The organism is Gordonia cholesterolivorans (assembly GCF_039531975.1).
Classification (GTDB): domain Bacteria; phylum Actinomycetota; class Actinomycetes; order Mycobacteriales; family Mycobacteriaceae; genus Gordonia; species Gordonia sihwensis.
This window is the reverse complement of sequence record NZ_BAAARB010000012.1, coordinates 74,667-88,950: the sequence shown is the minus strand read 5'-3', so window position 1 is coordinate 88,950 and position 14,284 is coordinate 74,667. Positions and strand designations below refer to the sequence as shown.

Genomic DNA, 14,284 nt, shown 5'->3' with positions numbered 1-14,284 from the left:
CGAGCTACGGTACCGTAACTTACGGTTCCGTAACCACGGGGAACAGCGTCGAGTCAGACTTTGACGAAGCCGTTCTCGACCAGCCAGTCGCGCGCGACGTCGGCCGGCTCGCGTCCGTCCACGTCCACCTGACGATTCAGCTCGCTGATCTGCTCCGACGTCAGCTTCGCCATCACCGGCGCCATCACCTTCGCGATCGACGGGAACTGTTCGTTGACATCGGAACGCATGGTGACCGCCGCGTTGTAGTGCGGGAAGAACTGCTTGTCGTCCTCCAGCACGTTGAGGTTCAGTGCCTTGATCCGGCCATCGGTGGTGAAGACCTCTCCGAACACGCAATTCCCGTTGGCGACCGCCTGGTAGATGATGCCGGTCTGCAGGATCTGCATCTGCACCTGCGCCGGATCGAACCCGTACTTGGCGGCCATACCCGGGAAGCCGTCCTGCCGGCTGCGGAACTCGGTCTCGACGCAGGTGGTCGCCGCCGCGGGATCCTTCTTCACCAGCGCGGCGTAGTCGGAGAGCGTCTTGACGCCGGTCTTCGCGGCGTTCTCTTGATTCACCGCGAGGGCATAGGTGTTGTCCATCGGCGCCGGGTCGATCCAGACGATGCCGTTCTTCGCCAGATCCGCGTCACGGACGGCCTCGAACTGCTTGGTGGAGTCCGGGATCGGCTGTTCGTTGCCGAGATAGTTGATCCAGCCGGTACCGGTGTATTCGATCGTCACGTCCACCTGTCCCGCGGCCATCGCGTCGCGTGCGCTGTTGGATCCCTGAATGTTGGTCAGATCGCGGACGTTGGCGCCTGCGGCGGCGAGGGAGAAGCCGAGGATGTACCCCAGGATCACCTGCTCGGTGAAGTCCTTGGAGCCCACCGTGATGGTCTGTCCTTCGAGATCGGGCTGCACGGTGATCGAACCCGGCTTCACCGGCAGCGGAAGCGCACCGCCCGACTGCAGACCGCAGGCCGCGGCACCGAAGACGAGGGCGGCCACCGCGATCAGCGCGACGAGCGAGCGCAGTGGGCGGCGTGCGGCCGCGGGCAGGTGCGGTGTCATCGCAGCCCCTTGGGTCCGAGGTACCGTTCGGCGAGCGCGCCGAACCAGTCGACGACGAGCGCCAGCGCGACGGCCAGCACGGCTCCGACGACCAGTGTCACGTTGTCGCGCAACTTGTAACCGGTGTCGATCAGGATGCCCAGTCCCCCGGCGTCGACCAGGAAGCACAGGGTCGCGGTGCCGACCGCGAGCACCAGCGATGTCCGCAGGCCGGCGAGGATGAAGGGCACCGCCAGGGGCAGCTCCACCTGGGCCAGCACTCGCGGCTCCGACATCCCCTGTCCCTTGGCGGCGTCGATGGTCGCCGCATCGACCTCCTGCAGGCCGAGCATGCTGTTGCGCAGCACCGGGAGCAGCGAATAGAACGCGATCGGCAGCACGCCGATCCAGAAGCCCGTCGTGGCGGTCCAGAGGAAGAAGAGCACCAGCAGACCGATCGCCGGCGCCGCCTGCCCGATGTTGGCCACGCCGATGAAGAACGGTGCCAGCCAGCGGAATCGACGTCGTGTGACCAGCACGGCGAGCGGTACCGCCACCACGACGACGATCGCGGCGATCGCGACGGTCAAGGCCAGATGCTCACCGACGAGCTGCCCGATGTACGACGGATTGATGGTCGCCTTCTGGGTGGCGGTCAGGTCGCGGGAGAAGGCCCAACCGAGCACGCCCGCCGCGAGCAGCACCGCGATCGTCGGCTGAATCCACAGCTGAAGATTGCTGGCCCTCCCGGCACCGGTCTCCTTGGACACCGCCTCCGCGCTGGTCATCAGCTGGTGCCTTCCGGCGAGGCGTCCGCGGTCAGGTCCGCAGCTGGGTCATCGGCGTGCGGGTCGACGATCGCGGGACTGCCCTCGTGCTCCTCGCGCAGCGCGCGAATCGAGTCGATCAGCGTCTCGATGGTGACCACACCGACGTAGCGGCCGCGGGCACCGGTGACCACGGCGGACGCGTTACGTTCGGCGAGGATCGCTTCGAGTGCGTCCTGGAGGGTCGAGCTCGTGGCGACCGTCTCACCGAGCGGGATACCGACGCCGCGAATCGACGATGCGCCGACCAGATGGCGCCCGTCGGTCCACCGGATCGGCCGGTCACGGCTGTCGAGGATGATTCCCCAGTCACTGCCGATCCGTGCAGCGAAGTCGGCGGCCGAATCTCCTTCGTGGGCCGTCGGCCGCTGCTCGATGTCCACGTCGCGCACGCGCAGCAGGTTGAGCTGCTGCAGCGACGCACCGGAGCCCACGAAGCCCTCGACGGTCTCGTTGGCGGGGTTGGCCAGAATCGCCTCCGGCGAGTCGTACTGCAGCACCTTCGAGCGCGCGCCGAGCACCGCGATCTTGTCGCCGAGTTTGACGGCCTCACTGAAGTCGTGGGTCACGAAGACGATGGTCTTGCGGAGTTCCGCCTGCAACTGCATCAACTGGTCCTGCAGGACGCCTCGGGTGATCGGGTCCACCGCGCCGAAGGGCTCGTCCATGAGCAGGACCGGAGGATCGGCGGCCAGGGCTCGCGCGACGCCGACGCGCTGCTGCTGTCCACCCGAGAGCTGGCGCGGATACCGACCGCCGAATTCGTCGGCGTCGAGGCCGACCATGTCGAGCAGTTCGTCGACTCGGTCGGCGATCCGCTTCTTATCCCATTTCAGCAGCTTGGGCACCACGGCGATGTTCTGTGCGACCGTCATGTGCGGGAAGAGGCCACCTTGCTGAATGGCGTACCCGATGTTCTGTCGCAGTTTGTTCGCGTCGATCGACAGTGCGTCCCGGCCGCCGATGGTGATTCGGCCGCTCGTCGGCTCGATCAACCGATTGATCATGCGCATCGTCGTGGTCTTACCGCTGCCGGACGGCCCGACGAAGACCACCACCTCGCCTGCCGGAATGGTCAGAGAAACGTCTTCGACAGCAGGTTCGCGCTGGCCGGGATAGATCTTCGAGACATGCTCGAGAACGATCTCGACTCCGGAGATCTCATTCTCTGCGTCATCTTTGCTGTGGGTCAACGGATCCCTTTCGACGTTGTCAATCGGCCGATCAGGACATAGATCCCGTCGAGGATCAAAGCCAGGATGACGATCAACACGGTGCCCGTCAGCGCCTGCGGAATAGCCGTGGGGCTACCGACGCGCGACAGACCGGAGAAGATGAGATTGCCCAGGCCGGGGCCCTTCGCGTAGGCCGCGATCGCCAGGATTCCCATCGCCATCTGCGTCGCGACACGCATGCCGGTGAGGATCGACGGCCATGCCAGCGGCAACTCGACCCGCGTCAGCACGCGGAGACGACTCATTCCGATGCCGCGTGCGGCATCGGTGACCGCGGGGTCGACCGCGCCGAGACCGACGATGGTGTTACGCACGATCGGCAGAAGCGAGTACATCGTCAGCGCAATGACGGTCGGCGGAACACCGAGGCCCACTATCGGAATGAGCAGACCGAGAAGTGCGAACGACGGAATGGTCAGAATGGTGCTCGAGAGCGCCGTTGCGATAGCCGAGCCTCCGGGGCTGCGATATACCGCGATTCCGACGCCCACTCCGATGATCGTCGCCAGGAGTAGACACTGAATCACTGCGCTGACGTGCAAGTAGGAATCGACCACAAGCTGCGACTTGCGGCTCGATATGAAATCCCAGATCCCGTTCAGAACAATTCCCCTCTATTAGCGTTTTCACCGTAGCGCATATCGGCGGACGGTTCGCGCGGTCACGGTGTAATCGCAGGTCAGAACCTAGCGCCACGCACCGATTCCGACAGAGCGCAAGGAGCGACGTTCACACTTCGGCGGCGGCTGCGGGCGTCGAGACCCCGCCGGTGGCCGCATACGCGGCCCGAGCCCTCCGGGAGCCTCCGACTACCATGCGTGGGAACGGTTCATCGGAGGAGGCAGCAGGTGTCGGACAACGAGGAGCAGCTCGTCGACGTGCGTTCGCTGCACCACCGGCTCGTGCGGATCAATCGAGTGCTGCGGGTGGCCGGTTCCGGTTCCGGTCTCAGCGCTGGAACCGCCGCGGCCCTGTGGTCGATCACCCAGCACGCACCCCTTCGGCTGTCCCGACTGGCCGAGATCGAGTCGGTCTCCACCCCCGCCATCTCGCGGATCGTCACCGGCCTGGAGGACATGGGCTACGTGGAGCGGCGACCCGATCCACTCGATGCGCGGGCCCGACTGCTCTATCCCACCGAATCGGGGTGCGAAGTGGTCTCGACGACGCGGAACGCCCGGGTGCGGCGTATCGCCGAGGCTCTCGAGACGCTCGAACCGGCCGACCGGCAACTCGTCGAGCGCGCCTTCGAACTCCTCAGCGACGCCTTGGCCGCGAGTGAAGTCTGAGCCGCCGCCGGATCAAATGAGTGCCGAGATCCGGTCCGCCGCCTCGACGAGCGCGGTCACGAGCCTGCGACGCTCCCGACCGTCCACCGCCGATTTGAGCACCCCCAGCTGCAACTCGAACTCGGCCTGGTCGCCGGCGAAGACCGGTGCTGCGAGATAGCTGATCGGCTGCGCGTCAGCGCCGTCGAGTTCGTCGTCGGAATACGCACGCGACGACAATTGCGCGAGCCGGCGGGTCGCCGTGTGGCGGAGCGCGGGGTCGATGAGAAGCGGACCCACCGCGCCGAGCAACTCGGCGAGCACCTCGACGAGCATCGCGTCCGACGACTCCGGGCGGTACGCCGCGAAACCGCGCCGACGTACCGATTCGAGCAGGAGCCTCCGTCTCGGACGGTCTCGCTCGCCCAGCCAGGCCTCCTGGTCGGCCTCCCGCCAGGCCATCGCCGCGGCCCCGACGGGAAAGACGATCGCCAACGACTGGCCGAGCCCCAGGCCGGGAACCGGCCGCACCTCGCTGTGCCGTTTGGCGACGACGGTCATCGCGCCGGGCGCCATCCGCGCGAGCGTCACTCCGCAGTCGGTGGCCGCGACGAGTTCTTCGAGAACCTGCGCCACGCCCGGACTCGGCAGGTGAAGCGCCGGAGGCGAGACTCCGCCGAGTGCCATCGCCGCCGGGCCCAGCCGATAGGCACGAGAGGCGTCGCGCTCGGCCCACCCCGCGTCGTCGAGCTCGGCCAGGATCGCCGACATCGTGGCGCGGGCCACGCCCAGCTCGTCGGCGATCTCCGCGATGGTCTGCGGGCGCTCGACGCGGGCGAGGAGTTCGAGGGTGTCGATCACCCGGCGCGTCGGTGGCGATCCGGCCATGTGTGTCCTCCCCCGCATGCGTGCCGATCTTGTGTCGCGGCCCATACCCCGCTACCTTGTGACGGATATTCAATCACATCTATTCGAATATTCGATTCCTGAAGGCGGTCCCATGAGCCAGACCCAGTCCCTCGAGGGCAGAACAGCGATCGTGACGGGTGCCGGCCGCGGCATCGGAGCCGGCATCGCGCTCGGTCTCGCGGAAGCCGGCGCCGACCTGGTGATCGCTGCCCGCAGTGCCAACCAACTCGAGCAGGTCGCCGACCGGATCCGGAGACTGGGCCGACGCGCGATCACCGTGCCCGCGAATGTCGCCGAAGACGACCCCGCCGATCTGGTCGGCGCCGCCACGCGGGAGTTCGGTGCGCTCGACATCGTCGTCAACAACGTCGGCGGCGCCCTCCCGAAGCCCTTTCTGCAGACCAGCGTCAAAGCGCTCGTCGGTGCCTTCGCGTTCAACGTCGGGACGGCGCACGCGCTCAATCTGGCGGCCGTGCCGAGCATGCTGTCCAACGACCGCGGCGGTTCGATCATCAACATCACCTCGTCGATCACGACTCAGCCGGGACGCGGGCTGCTGGCCTACGGAACGGCTAAAGCGGCCCTCGCGCACTACACCCGGATGGCCGCGCAGGACCTGTCGCCGCGCATTCGGATGAACGCCATCGCACCCGGCACCATCAACACACCCGCGCTCGGTTACGTCGCCGAAGACGACGCGATCCGCGAGGAGATCGTCAGCCGCACCCCGCTGCGCCGACTGGGTGTGCCGGACGACATCGCCGCCGCCGCGGTGTTCCTGGCAGGCGACGGCTCGGCGTACATGACCGGCAAGACCATCGAGGTGGACGGCGGTCTCATCGCCCCCAACATGGTGATGCCGCTCCCCGATCTCTGACCGCCCGCCCCATCACCGGCCGACGACCTCCCGCCGACAGCCCCTAGGACTCCCCCATGACGATCACCACCGCCGACGATCTGCGCGCCATCGAGACCGTGAAGTACCGCTACCTGCGAGCCGTCGACACGAAGGACTGGTCGGCGCTGGCCGACACGCTCACCGACGACGTGCACGCCGAATACGGATCGCAGGTGAACGGCCGGCCGCTGACCTTCGACGACCGAGCCTCTCTGGTCGCACATCTGAGCACGATCATGGCTCCGACCATGGTGACCGAGCATCGCGTCGACCATCCGATCATCGAAACCGACGGCGACACCGCCACCGGCAGCTGGTACCTGCAGGACCGCGTCATCGTTCCGGAGTACGACGTCATCATCATCGGAGCCGCGTTCTACCGCGACGCCTACCGGCGGACACCCGACGGCTGGCGCATCAGTTCCACCGGATACGAGCGCACCTTCGAGGCGCGAGGCAGTCTGTCGGCGGCCCGGATGCACGTGGAGCAGGGACCGGCCGTCCACCGGCCCGCGACGTAGCGCGGGAGCCTCCGACACCGGGTTCAGTCGGCGCCGGTACCCGCGCCCACGTACTCGGCCAGGTGCCGGCCGGTGAGGGTGGAAGCCGATGCGACGAGGTCGCGCGGCGTTCCCTCGAAGACCACGCGGCCGCCGTCGTCACCCGCGCCCGGACCGATGTCGACGATCCAGTCGGCGTGCGCCATGACCGCCTGGTGATGCTCGATCACGATCACCGAGCGCCCCGCCTCCACCAGGGCGTCGAGTAACCCGAGCAGTTGTTCGACGTCGGCCAGATGCAGTCCGGTCGTCGGTTCGTCGAGGATGTATACGCCGGCCTTCTCAGTCATCGCGATCGCGAGCTTGATGCGCTGGCGCTCGCCTCCCGAGAGCGTGGTGAGCGGCTGGCCGAGGGTCAGATAGCCCAGTCCGACGTCGGAGAGACGCTTGAGGATCTTGTGGGCTGCCGGCGTGCGTGCGTCACCGTCGTCGAAGAACTCCAACGCCGTGTCCACCGACATCGCCAGCACCTCGCTGATGTCCCGGCCGTCGACCCGGTAGTCGAGCACCGCGGCGTCGAACCGCTTCCCCTCGCAGACTTCGCACGGCGTCGCCACGCCGGCCATCGTGGCGAGATCGGTGTAGATCACGCCCGCGCCTTTGCAGTTCGGGCACGCGCCGTCGGAGTTGGGGCTGAACAGAGCGGGTTTGACTCCGTTGACCTTCGCGAAGGTCTTCCGGATGGCGTCGAGCAGACCGGTGTAGGTCGCCGGGTTGCTCCGCCGGGAGCCGCGGATCGCCGTCTGGTCGATCGACACCGCGTCGGCGTCGGCGGGCAGCGAGCCGTGGATCAGGGAGCTCTTGCCCGACCCCGCGACACCGGTGATGACGGCGAGTACGCCGAGCGGGATGTCGACGTCCACGTGGCGCAGATTGTTGGTGGTGGCGTCTCGGATCTCCAAGAATCCCGACGGGGTCCGCACACTGTCCTTGAGCCGCGCGCGGTCGTGGAGATGACGCCCGGTCAAGGTGTCCGAGGCCGCCAATTGCTCGACGGTGCCCTCGAAGCAGATCTCTCCGCCCAGCGATCCGGCGCCCGGCCCGAGGTCGACCACGTGGTCGGCGATCACGATGGCCTCGGGTTTGTGCTCCACCACCAGGACCGTGTTCCCCTTGTCGCGCAGTCGCAGCAGCAGGGCGTTCATCCTGGCGATGTCGTGCGGATGCAGTCCCACGGTGGGTTCGTCGAAGACGTAGGTGATGTCGGTGAGCGATGATCCGAGGTGGCGGACCATCTTGGTGCGCTGAGCCTCCCCGCCCGACAGTGTTCCGGTGGGCCGTTCCAGGGACAGGTAGCCCAGGCCGATCTCGACGAACGACTCGAGTGCCGCATGGAGCTTCTCGACCAGCGGTGCCACCGTCGGCTCGTCGAGCCCCGCCACCCAGTCCGCGAGGTCGGAGATCTGCATCCGGCATGCGTCGGCGATGCTGACTCCGCCGATCCGGGAGTTCCGGGCGTGCTCGGCCAGTCGGGTGCCGTCGCACTCCGGGCAGGTCGTGGACGTGACCGCGCGTTCGATGAAGGCCCGCACATGCGGCTGCACAGAGTCGATGTCCTTGGACAGCATCGATTTGGTGATCTTCGGGATGATGCCCTCGTAGGTGAGGTTGATGCCCTCGACCTTGATCTTGGTGGCCTCGCGATAGAGCAGATCATCGCGTTCGCGATCGGAGAACCGGCCGACGGGCTTGTCCATGTCGAAGTAGCCGCTGCCCGCGAAGATGCGGCCGTACCAGCCGTCCATGCTGTAGCCGGGCACCTTGAGCGCTCCGCCGGACAGCGACTTGTCCGCGTCGTAGATCTCGCTCAGGTCGATGTCGGAGACCGTTCCCATCCCCTCGCATCGCGGGCACATCCCTCCGAGTTGCTCGAAGGACCGTCTGACCGCCTTGGTCTGCTTGCCTCGCTGGACTTTGATCGCACCGCCGCCCGACACGGTCGGGACGTTGAACGAGTACGCGTTGGGGCTGCCCACGTGGGGATCGCCGAGCTTGCTGAACAGGATCCGCAGCATCGCGTTGGCGTCGGTGACGGTGCCGACCGTCGACCGCGGATTCGCACCGATCCGCTCCTGGTCGACGATGATGGCAGTGGTGATGCCGTCGAGCACATCGACGTCCGGGCGGGCCAGCGTCGGCATGAATCCCTGGACGAACGCGCTGTAGGTCTCGTTGATCAGCCGTTGCGACTCGGCTGCGATGGTGCCGAAGACGAGCGAGCTCTTTCCGGACCCGGAGACTCCGGTGAAGGCGGTGAGCCTGCGCTTCGGCAGTTCGACGCTGACGTCTTTGAGGTTGTTGACCCGCGCGCCACCGACTCTGATGACGTCGTGACTGTCGGCGGGCGCGGTAGTGGGGCGGTCGGCAGACATGGAGCACATTGTCCCCTACCCGGACCGGATCGCGTGGACGCTCCGGGAGGGGCCCGGTCCGGGTATTGTTCGGTGGTTCCCACACTGCCGCATGTCAGATAGCTCAGGTGGCGGGGGATGCTCGAAGAATCGTCAGACCGGAGGCCGAGTGAGCCAGGCGCGCAACCATCGAGACTGGGCGATCGTCGGCGTCGTGGTCGCGGCATTGATCACGGTCAACGCCCTGGCGCATTTCGCCGGGCATTGGCCGGGGCTCCTCGCGGTTCCGGTGGGCGCGGTCGCGGTGGTGCTCCTCGCGCGGATGCGGGGCCTGGCGTGGTCGGAGATGGGCATCAGCTCCTCGGAGCTCAAGTACGGGTTCCGGTGGTCGGCGATCGTCGTGGTCGCGGTCGTCGTGGTGGTCGGTGCCGGCGTCGCCATCCCCTGGACCCGGACGTTCTTCCTGAACGACCGCTACTCGTCCGCGCGTGACGCGCTGCTCGCCGCTCTTGTGTGGATTCCCGTGCAGACCGTGATTCCCGAGGAACTGTTGTTCCGCGGTGTGCTGCAGGGATCGTTGCGGCGAGTGATGAGCCGGCGGCTCACCCTGATCGCCGGCGCGGCCCTGTTCGGTTTGTGGCACATCGCCTCGTCGCTCGGACTCTCGGCGGGGAACGCCGGTGTCACCGATGCGATCGGCGCCGGCGTCGGAGCCGCCGTCGCCGGCGTGGTCGGCGCGGTGGTCGCGACCTCCGCGGCCGGATGGATCCTCGGCTGGCTGCGCTTCCGAACGGCCAATCTGCTCGCCCCGATCGTCCTGCACTGGACTCTCAACGCCTCGGGTGCGCTCGGCGCCGCCCTGGCCTGGCAGCTGCTCTGACTCGCGCCGATCAATTCCCGGTCTGCACGCGGAGATTCACGATCGCCTTGTCGACTTCGGCCCTGGTGGTCGCATCGTTGATCGGACTCACTCCGAAGGCGAAGGTCATCGGAGAACTGTTCACGACGACCACCGTGACATCGTCACCGAGCACACCGGAGCGCTGATTGCGGACGTCGATGCGAGCCCGGATCAGCGTGTACTCGGTGATCTTGTTGTCGAGCCGGTCGTTGCGCACGTCCTCGATCCGGGCCGGTGAGGCGTCGACTCCCGAGTACCCCGAACTCGACGACAGACACTCCACCAGTTTCCTGGCGATGGGCTCCGTGCGATCGCGGAAGGATGCGGGCAGCGTGCCGACGGCGATCTGCGCCATCCACCCCGACGTGCCGGCCGGGCGTGAGGCTTTGATGCCGTTGGCCGTCACCGCGAACGGGATCTGCGAGATGTTGTCGGGATCCCAGCCGCTGACCGGAAGGTCGTTCGACGGAATGGAGATCGGTCCGGTCCCGACTCTGGACGCGGACGACGACTGCGTCGTGACCCCGCCCGCACACAGCGTCGGAACGCCGGCGACCACCGCGGGCCCGCCGGCAGTGGTCGAGGGAGCCGAGGTACTCACCGGCGACGACGTCGACTCGGGAGTGGACGGCACGGTAGATGTCCCGGCCGCGGTGTCGGGACCGTCGTCGCCGCGGAAGACGAAGAATCCGGCGACCGCGATCGCCGCGAGGACGACCAGCACTACCGCCGCCACGATCACGGCTTTCCGCCTGCCGGTGTCCGTCGGCTCGGGCGGATACCCGGGCGCACCGTAGGGCTGCTGCCGGCCGAAGTCTCCGGGCGGCGGCCCGAAATGAGGTGGCTGTTGTGCCGGGGGCTGCGGTACCGGAGATTGCGGTACCGGGGGCGGGCCGAAGGCGCCGATTCGGGGACGCTGCGGGTAGGGCTGCGCCGGCGACGGGCCCTGCTGCGCCGGCGGCGACTGCGGCGCGAGGGGCGCGGTGGGCTGTGCCCCGCTGTGCGGTGGGGTCGGAGCCGGATTGATCATCGTCGGCGCGTACGCCGCCGGAGCGTGCGGCGTCGCCGCCTGCGGTGTGAAGCCCGGTCTGCGCAGCGCCCCGTCCAATTCGTCTGCGAACTCTCGGCACGTCCGGTACCTGCGGGCGGGGTCCTTGTCCATCGCCCGTGCGAGGACCAGGTCGACGGCGGGTGCCAGAGTGGGCAGAACCGCGGTGGCGCTCGGGGCCGGAGCATGGAGATGAGCGTTGATGATGTCGGTCGGTTTCGCGAGCGGGAACGGCGCTCGGCCGGTCAGGAGCCGGAATGCGGTACAGGCGAGCGCGTATTGGTCGGTGCGTCCGTCGAGTGCGGCCCCGCGCAACTGCTCCGGTGAGCAGTACTGGATCGACCCCACCGTCAGGTTCGCCGCTGTCAGCGCGGTGTCGCTTGTGGTGGTGCGAGCGATTCCGAAGTCGGTGAGATACACCTTGCGGTGCGCCGCGGTCGAGTCGTCCACCAGAATGTTCGCGGGCTTGACGTCGCGGTGCAGCATTCCCCGCGAGTGCGCGTAGTCGAGAGCGTCCGCGACGGCGCCGATCATCTCGCAGACCGTCGCCGGGTCGAGCGGTCCCGACTGCTGGAGCAGGGCGTCGCCGTCCGCCCCGGGGACGTACTTCATCGCGATCCAGAGCTGCCCCTCGAACTCACCGCGGTCGTACACGCTCACGATGCCCGGGTGATCGAGTTGGGACGCCAGATCGGCCTCACGGATGAACCGGGCCCGATAGGTGGGGTCACCGGTCAGCTCGGCGGGCAGCACCTTGAGCGCATCTTCCCGGGGGAGCCGCGGATGTGCGACCAGGTACACCTCCCCCATGCCGCCGACCCCGAGTCTTCGCTCGATCAAGTAGTTGGCGAAGTACTGGCCCGGGCTCAACATGGGAACAGCCTAGGTCATGACCTCGCATGCAGCGGCGCATGCCGCAGCACGGCGTGCACCAGCGGCGGAACGATCAGCGCGGCGGCTGCCCCGACCAGAATGCCTGCGGTCACATCGGTGATCCAATGCATTCCGAGGTAGAGCCGGGATGCGGCGGCCGCGAGCGCCACGGCCAGCGCTCCGCACGCCGCGACGACTCTGGTCGCGGCGGACGCCGACGCCGCGGTGACCGCGACCAGCCCGAACGCGAGCGCCGCGGTGCCGGTGGTGTGTCCGGACGGGAACGACCCAGCGGTCTCGTGGGCCTCGAGTTGCCAGGCGACCGGAGGCCGGGTCCGATGCACCGCGATCTTGAACACCTCCGCGACGGCGGCCGCGGCCACGACCGTCGAGAGCAGGGCCGCGGCTCGCTCGACGCCGCCGTCTCGGCGCCACAGGACCATCGCGGCCACCGCGCCGAGCACGATGGTTCCGACAGGGCTGAGAACGGTGGAGAGAAACACGGCGACGCCGGTCGCGGTTCCGGAACGCTGTGCGAGCGTCCACTCCCACACGCTCCGGTCGGCGGCGAGCGGGCCGTGGACGTCGTAGACGACCGCACCGAGAGCGGCGGTCGTGAGCAGCAGTAGGACTCCGACGGTCATCGAGGGCTTCGGCATACTGACCATCTTCGGCTCCGCTCACTGAGCAGACGCTGAGAAGTCCGCAGGTCGGGGCCCGATCTGCGAACCATGAGCAGTGCGGTGGGACGGCTTCTGCGGTTACGGCGCCAAGGCGCGTCTCCTGCGGCTAGGTTGGCAATGATCGCGGGCGCCGCTACGGTGCCCATTTCTGTGAGAGGCGCCATGGAGAGCATCGAAACCGCGGCCGGTCCGATCGACGCGGACCGCCTGGGCAACGTGCTCTCCCACGAACACATCTTCGTCGTGAACGACGACTACCGCGTCAACTTCCTGCCGGATTGGGACGAGCAGGCCCAGATCGATGCGGCGGTCGCCACGCTGACCCGACTCAAGGCCTCGGGCATCGACACACTGATGGATGTCTCGGTGCCCGGGCTCGGCCGCAACGTGGAGCGGATCGCCGCCGTAGCCGACCGCGTGGACCTCAACATCGTGCTGGCCACCGGCCTGTACACCTATCACGATCTGCCTTTTCAGTTCCATTACACCGGACCCGGACTCGGTTTCGACGCGCCGGACCCGCTCGAGCGCCGGTTCGTCCGTGACCTGACAGTCGGCATCGGCCGCAGCGCGATCAGGGCCGGGTTCCTTTACTGCGCGATCGAATCCGAGGGATTGAGCACGGGCGTCGAGCGCGTGATGCGGGCCGTGGGACGGGCGGCTGTCGAGACAGGCGCGCCGGTGGTGGTTCACACGAACCCGCACACCGCATCCGGACTGGTGGCCCAGCGGGTCCTGGCCGAAGAGGGCGTCGATCTGAGCCGGGTCCGGATGTCGCATTGCGGTGACACCACGGATCTGGACTACCTCATGAGGCTGGCCGATGCCGGCTCGCTGCTCGGACTCGATCGATTCGGCGTCGACGTCCTCCTGCCGTACGCCGACCGTATGCGCACGCTTCTCGCTCTGATCGAGCGCGGGTACTCAGACCGGATCATGCTGTCGCAGGACGCCTTCTGCTTCAGTGACTGGTTCGAACCTGCGAGCCTGGCCGAGGCCGCGCCGGACTGGGACTACTTCCAGGTGACCGGACGCGTGATTCCAGATCTTCTCGCCGCCGGCGTGAGCCGCGAGGTCATCGACACGATGATGCGTGCCGTCCCTCGGGCCTTTCTGACCAGGTCGGCGGGCTCGTCCGTGTCGAGTGACGCCGTCATCACCGTGGCAGATTTCGAGAAAACTGGATTTAGTCCAGAAAAGCCGTAGAGTGGGCGCATGGCCACCGACTACTCCACCGTCATCCGGCGATCCGGGCTGAGAGTCACCCGGCCCAGACTGGCCGTGTTGGCGGCCGTGGACGCGCATCCGCATGCCGAGACCGAGACCGTTCTGACGACGGTTCGCGAAGAACTGCCCGGCGTCTCGCGGCAAGCGGTGTACGACGTCCTCCACGCGTTGACCGACGCCGGCCTGATCCGGCGGATCCAGCCGTCGGGACACGTCTGGCTCTACGAGACGCGGATCGCGGACAACCATCACCACCTGGTCTGCCGGGTATGCGGAGACGTCCGCGACGTCGACTGCGCGGTCGGTGAAGCCCCGTGTCTGCAGGCGGCCACCGACCACGGCTTCCAGATCGACGAGGCCGAGGTCATCTACTGGGGCGTCTGCCCCGACTGTCTCGCCGCCGAGGACGTTCCGGGCGACTCCGGTCGTCCTGACAGTTCAGCTCACTGATCGCCACCCCGGAGTTT

General features: G+C 67.5%; 14 protein-coding genes. 6 read left to right on the top strand and 8 right to left on the bottom strand.

The window, feature by feature from the left end; genetic code table 11:
- Window positions 1-53: 53 nt before the first annotated feature.
- Genes ABFX36_RS12195 through ABFX36_RS12180 form a run of 4 tightly spaced genes read right to left on the bottom strand, consistent with a single transcriptional unit; the run spans window position 54 to window position 3,701 of the window.
- Window positions 54-1,058 carry a glycine betaine ABC transporter substrate-binding protein gene (locus ABFX36_RS12195; protein ID WP_231650211.1) on the bottom strand — a complete coding sequence of 335 codons (1,005 nt, stop codon included), beginning with the start codon at window positions 1,056-1,058 and terminating at the stop codon, window positions 54-56.
- Entirely contained in the window at window positions 1,055-1,825 is a 771-nt protein-coding gene (locus tag ABFX36_RS12190) for an ABC transporter permease (RefSeq protein WP_006895037.1), read from the bottom strand. Before ABFX36_RS12190 ends, ABFX36_RS12195 begins: the two co-directional genes overlap by 4 nt.
- Window positions 1,825-3,057 carry an ABC transporter ATP-binding protein gene (locus ABFX36_RS12185; RefSeq protein ID WP_062367715.1) on the bottom strand — a complete coding sequence of 411 codons (1,233 nt, stop codon included), beginning with the start codon at window positions 3,055-3,057 and terminating at the stop codon, window positions 1,825-1,827. Before ABFX36_RS12185 ends, ABFX36_RS12190 begins: the two co-directional genes overlap by 1 nt.
- Entirely contained in the window at window positions 3,054-3,701 is a 648-nt protein-coding gene (locus ABFX36_RS12180; RefSeq protein ID WP_174302276.1) for an ABC transporter permease, read from the bottom strand. Before ABFX36_RS12180 ends, ABFX36_RS12185 begins: the two co-directional genes overlap by 4 nt.
- A gap of 246 nt (window positions 3,702-3,947) precedes the next feature.
- Between ABFX36_RS12180 and ABFX36_RS12175 the strand changes: the two genes are divergently transcribed.
- Window positions 3,948-4,388, top strand: coding sequence for a MarR family winged helix-turn-helix transcriptional regulator (locus tag ABFX36_RS12175; RefSeq protein ID WP_045538462.1), 441 nt, complete (start codon window positions 3,948-3,950; stop codon window positions 4,386-4,388).
- A gap of 12 nt (window positions 4,389-4,400) precedes the next feature.
- On the opposite strand, the gene ABFX36_RS12170 is transcribed toward ABFX36_RS12175, so the two are convergent.
- Entirely contained in the window at window positions 4,401-5,255 is an 855-nt protein-coding gene (locus tag ABFX36_RS12170; RefSeq protein ID WP_062367714.1) for a MarR family transcriptional regulator, read from the bottom strand.
- A gap of 112 nt (window positions 5,256-5,367) precedes the next feature.
- Here ABFX36_RS12170 and ABFX36_RS12165 point away from each other — a divergent pair, with 112 nt between their 5' ends.
- Together ABFX36_RS12165 and ABFX36_RS12160 are read left to right on the top strand one after the other, a co-directional pair.
- Window positions 5,368-6,153: an SDR family oxidoreductase gene (locus ABFX36_RS12165; protein ID WP_062367713.1), complete on the top strand. Its 786-nt coding sequence runs from the start codon at window positions 5,368-5,370 to the stop codon at window positions 6,151-6,153.
- Between the two features lie 56 nt (window positions 6,154-6,209).
- On the top strand, window positions 6,210-6,695 hold the full coding sequence (locus tag ABFX36_RS12160; RefSeq protein WP_062367712.1) for a nuclear transport factor 2 family protein: 486 nt from the start codon (window positions 6,210-6,212) through the stop codon (window positions 6,693-6,695).
- Between the two features lie 23 nt (window positions 6,696-6,718).
- On the opposite strand, the gene ABFX36_RS12155 is transcribed toward ABFX36_RS12160, so the two are convergent.
- Entirely contained in the window at window positions 6,719-9,106 is a 2,388-nt protein-coding gene (locus ABFX36_RS12155; RefSeq protein WP_062367711.1) for an ATP-binding cassette domain-containing protein, read from the bottom strand.
- Window positions 9,107-9,254: 148 nt separating this feature from the next.
- On the opposite strand from ABFX36_RS12155, the gene ABFX36_RS12150 reads away from it, so the two are divergent.
- The gene (locus ABFX36_RS12150) at window positions 9,255-9,965 is read left to right on the top strand and encodes a CPBP family intramembrane glutamic endopeptidase (RefSeq protein WP_062367710.1); all 711 of its coding nucleotides are present in this window, start codon (window positions 9,255-9,257) and stop codon (window positions 9,963-9,965) included.
- A 10-nt stretch (window positions 9,966-9,975) separates the two neighbouring features.
- On the opposite strand, the gene ABFX36_RS12145 is transcribed toward ABFX36_RS12150, so the two are convergent.
- The gene (locus tag ABFX36_RS12145) at window positions 9,976-11,907 is read right to left on the bottom strand and encodes a serine/threonine-protein kinase (RefSeq protein WP_346076541.1); all 1,932 of its coding nucleotides are present in this window, start codon (window positions 11,905-11,907) and stop codon (window positions 9,976-9,978) included.
- Between the two features lie 14 nt (window positions 11,908-11,921).
- Complete coding sequence (locus ABFX36_RS12140) at window positions 11,922-12,575, bottom strand: phosphatase PAP2 family protein (RefSeq protein WP_006895047.1); 654 nt, start codon at window positions 12,573-12,575, stop codon at window positions 11,922-11,924.
- Window positions 12,576-12,752: 177 nt separating this feature from the next.
- Here ABFX36_RS12140 and ABFX36_RS12135 point away from each other — a divergent pair, with 177 nt between their 5' ends.
- Both ABFX36_RS12135 and ABFX36_RS12130 read left to right on the top strand, forming a co-directional pair.
- A complete protein-coding gene (locus ABFX36_RS12135; protein ID WP_006895048.1) occupies window positions 12,753-13,796 on the top strand; it encodes a phosphotriesterase family protein in 1,044 nt (347 codons plus the stop codon).
- A gap of 9 nt (window positions 13,797-13,805) precedes the next feature.
- The gene (locus tag ABFX36_RS12130) at window positions 13,806-14,267 is read left to right on the top strand and encodes a Fur family transcriptional regulator (protein ID WP_006895049.1); all 462 of its coding nucleotides are present in this window, start codon (window positions 13,806-13,808) and stop codon (window positions 14,265-14,267) included.
- Window positions 14,268-14,284 lie beyond the last annotated feature (17 nt).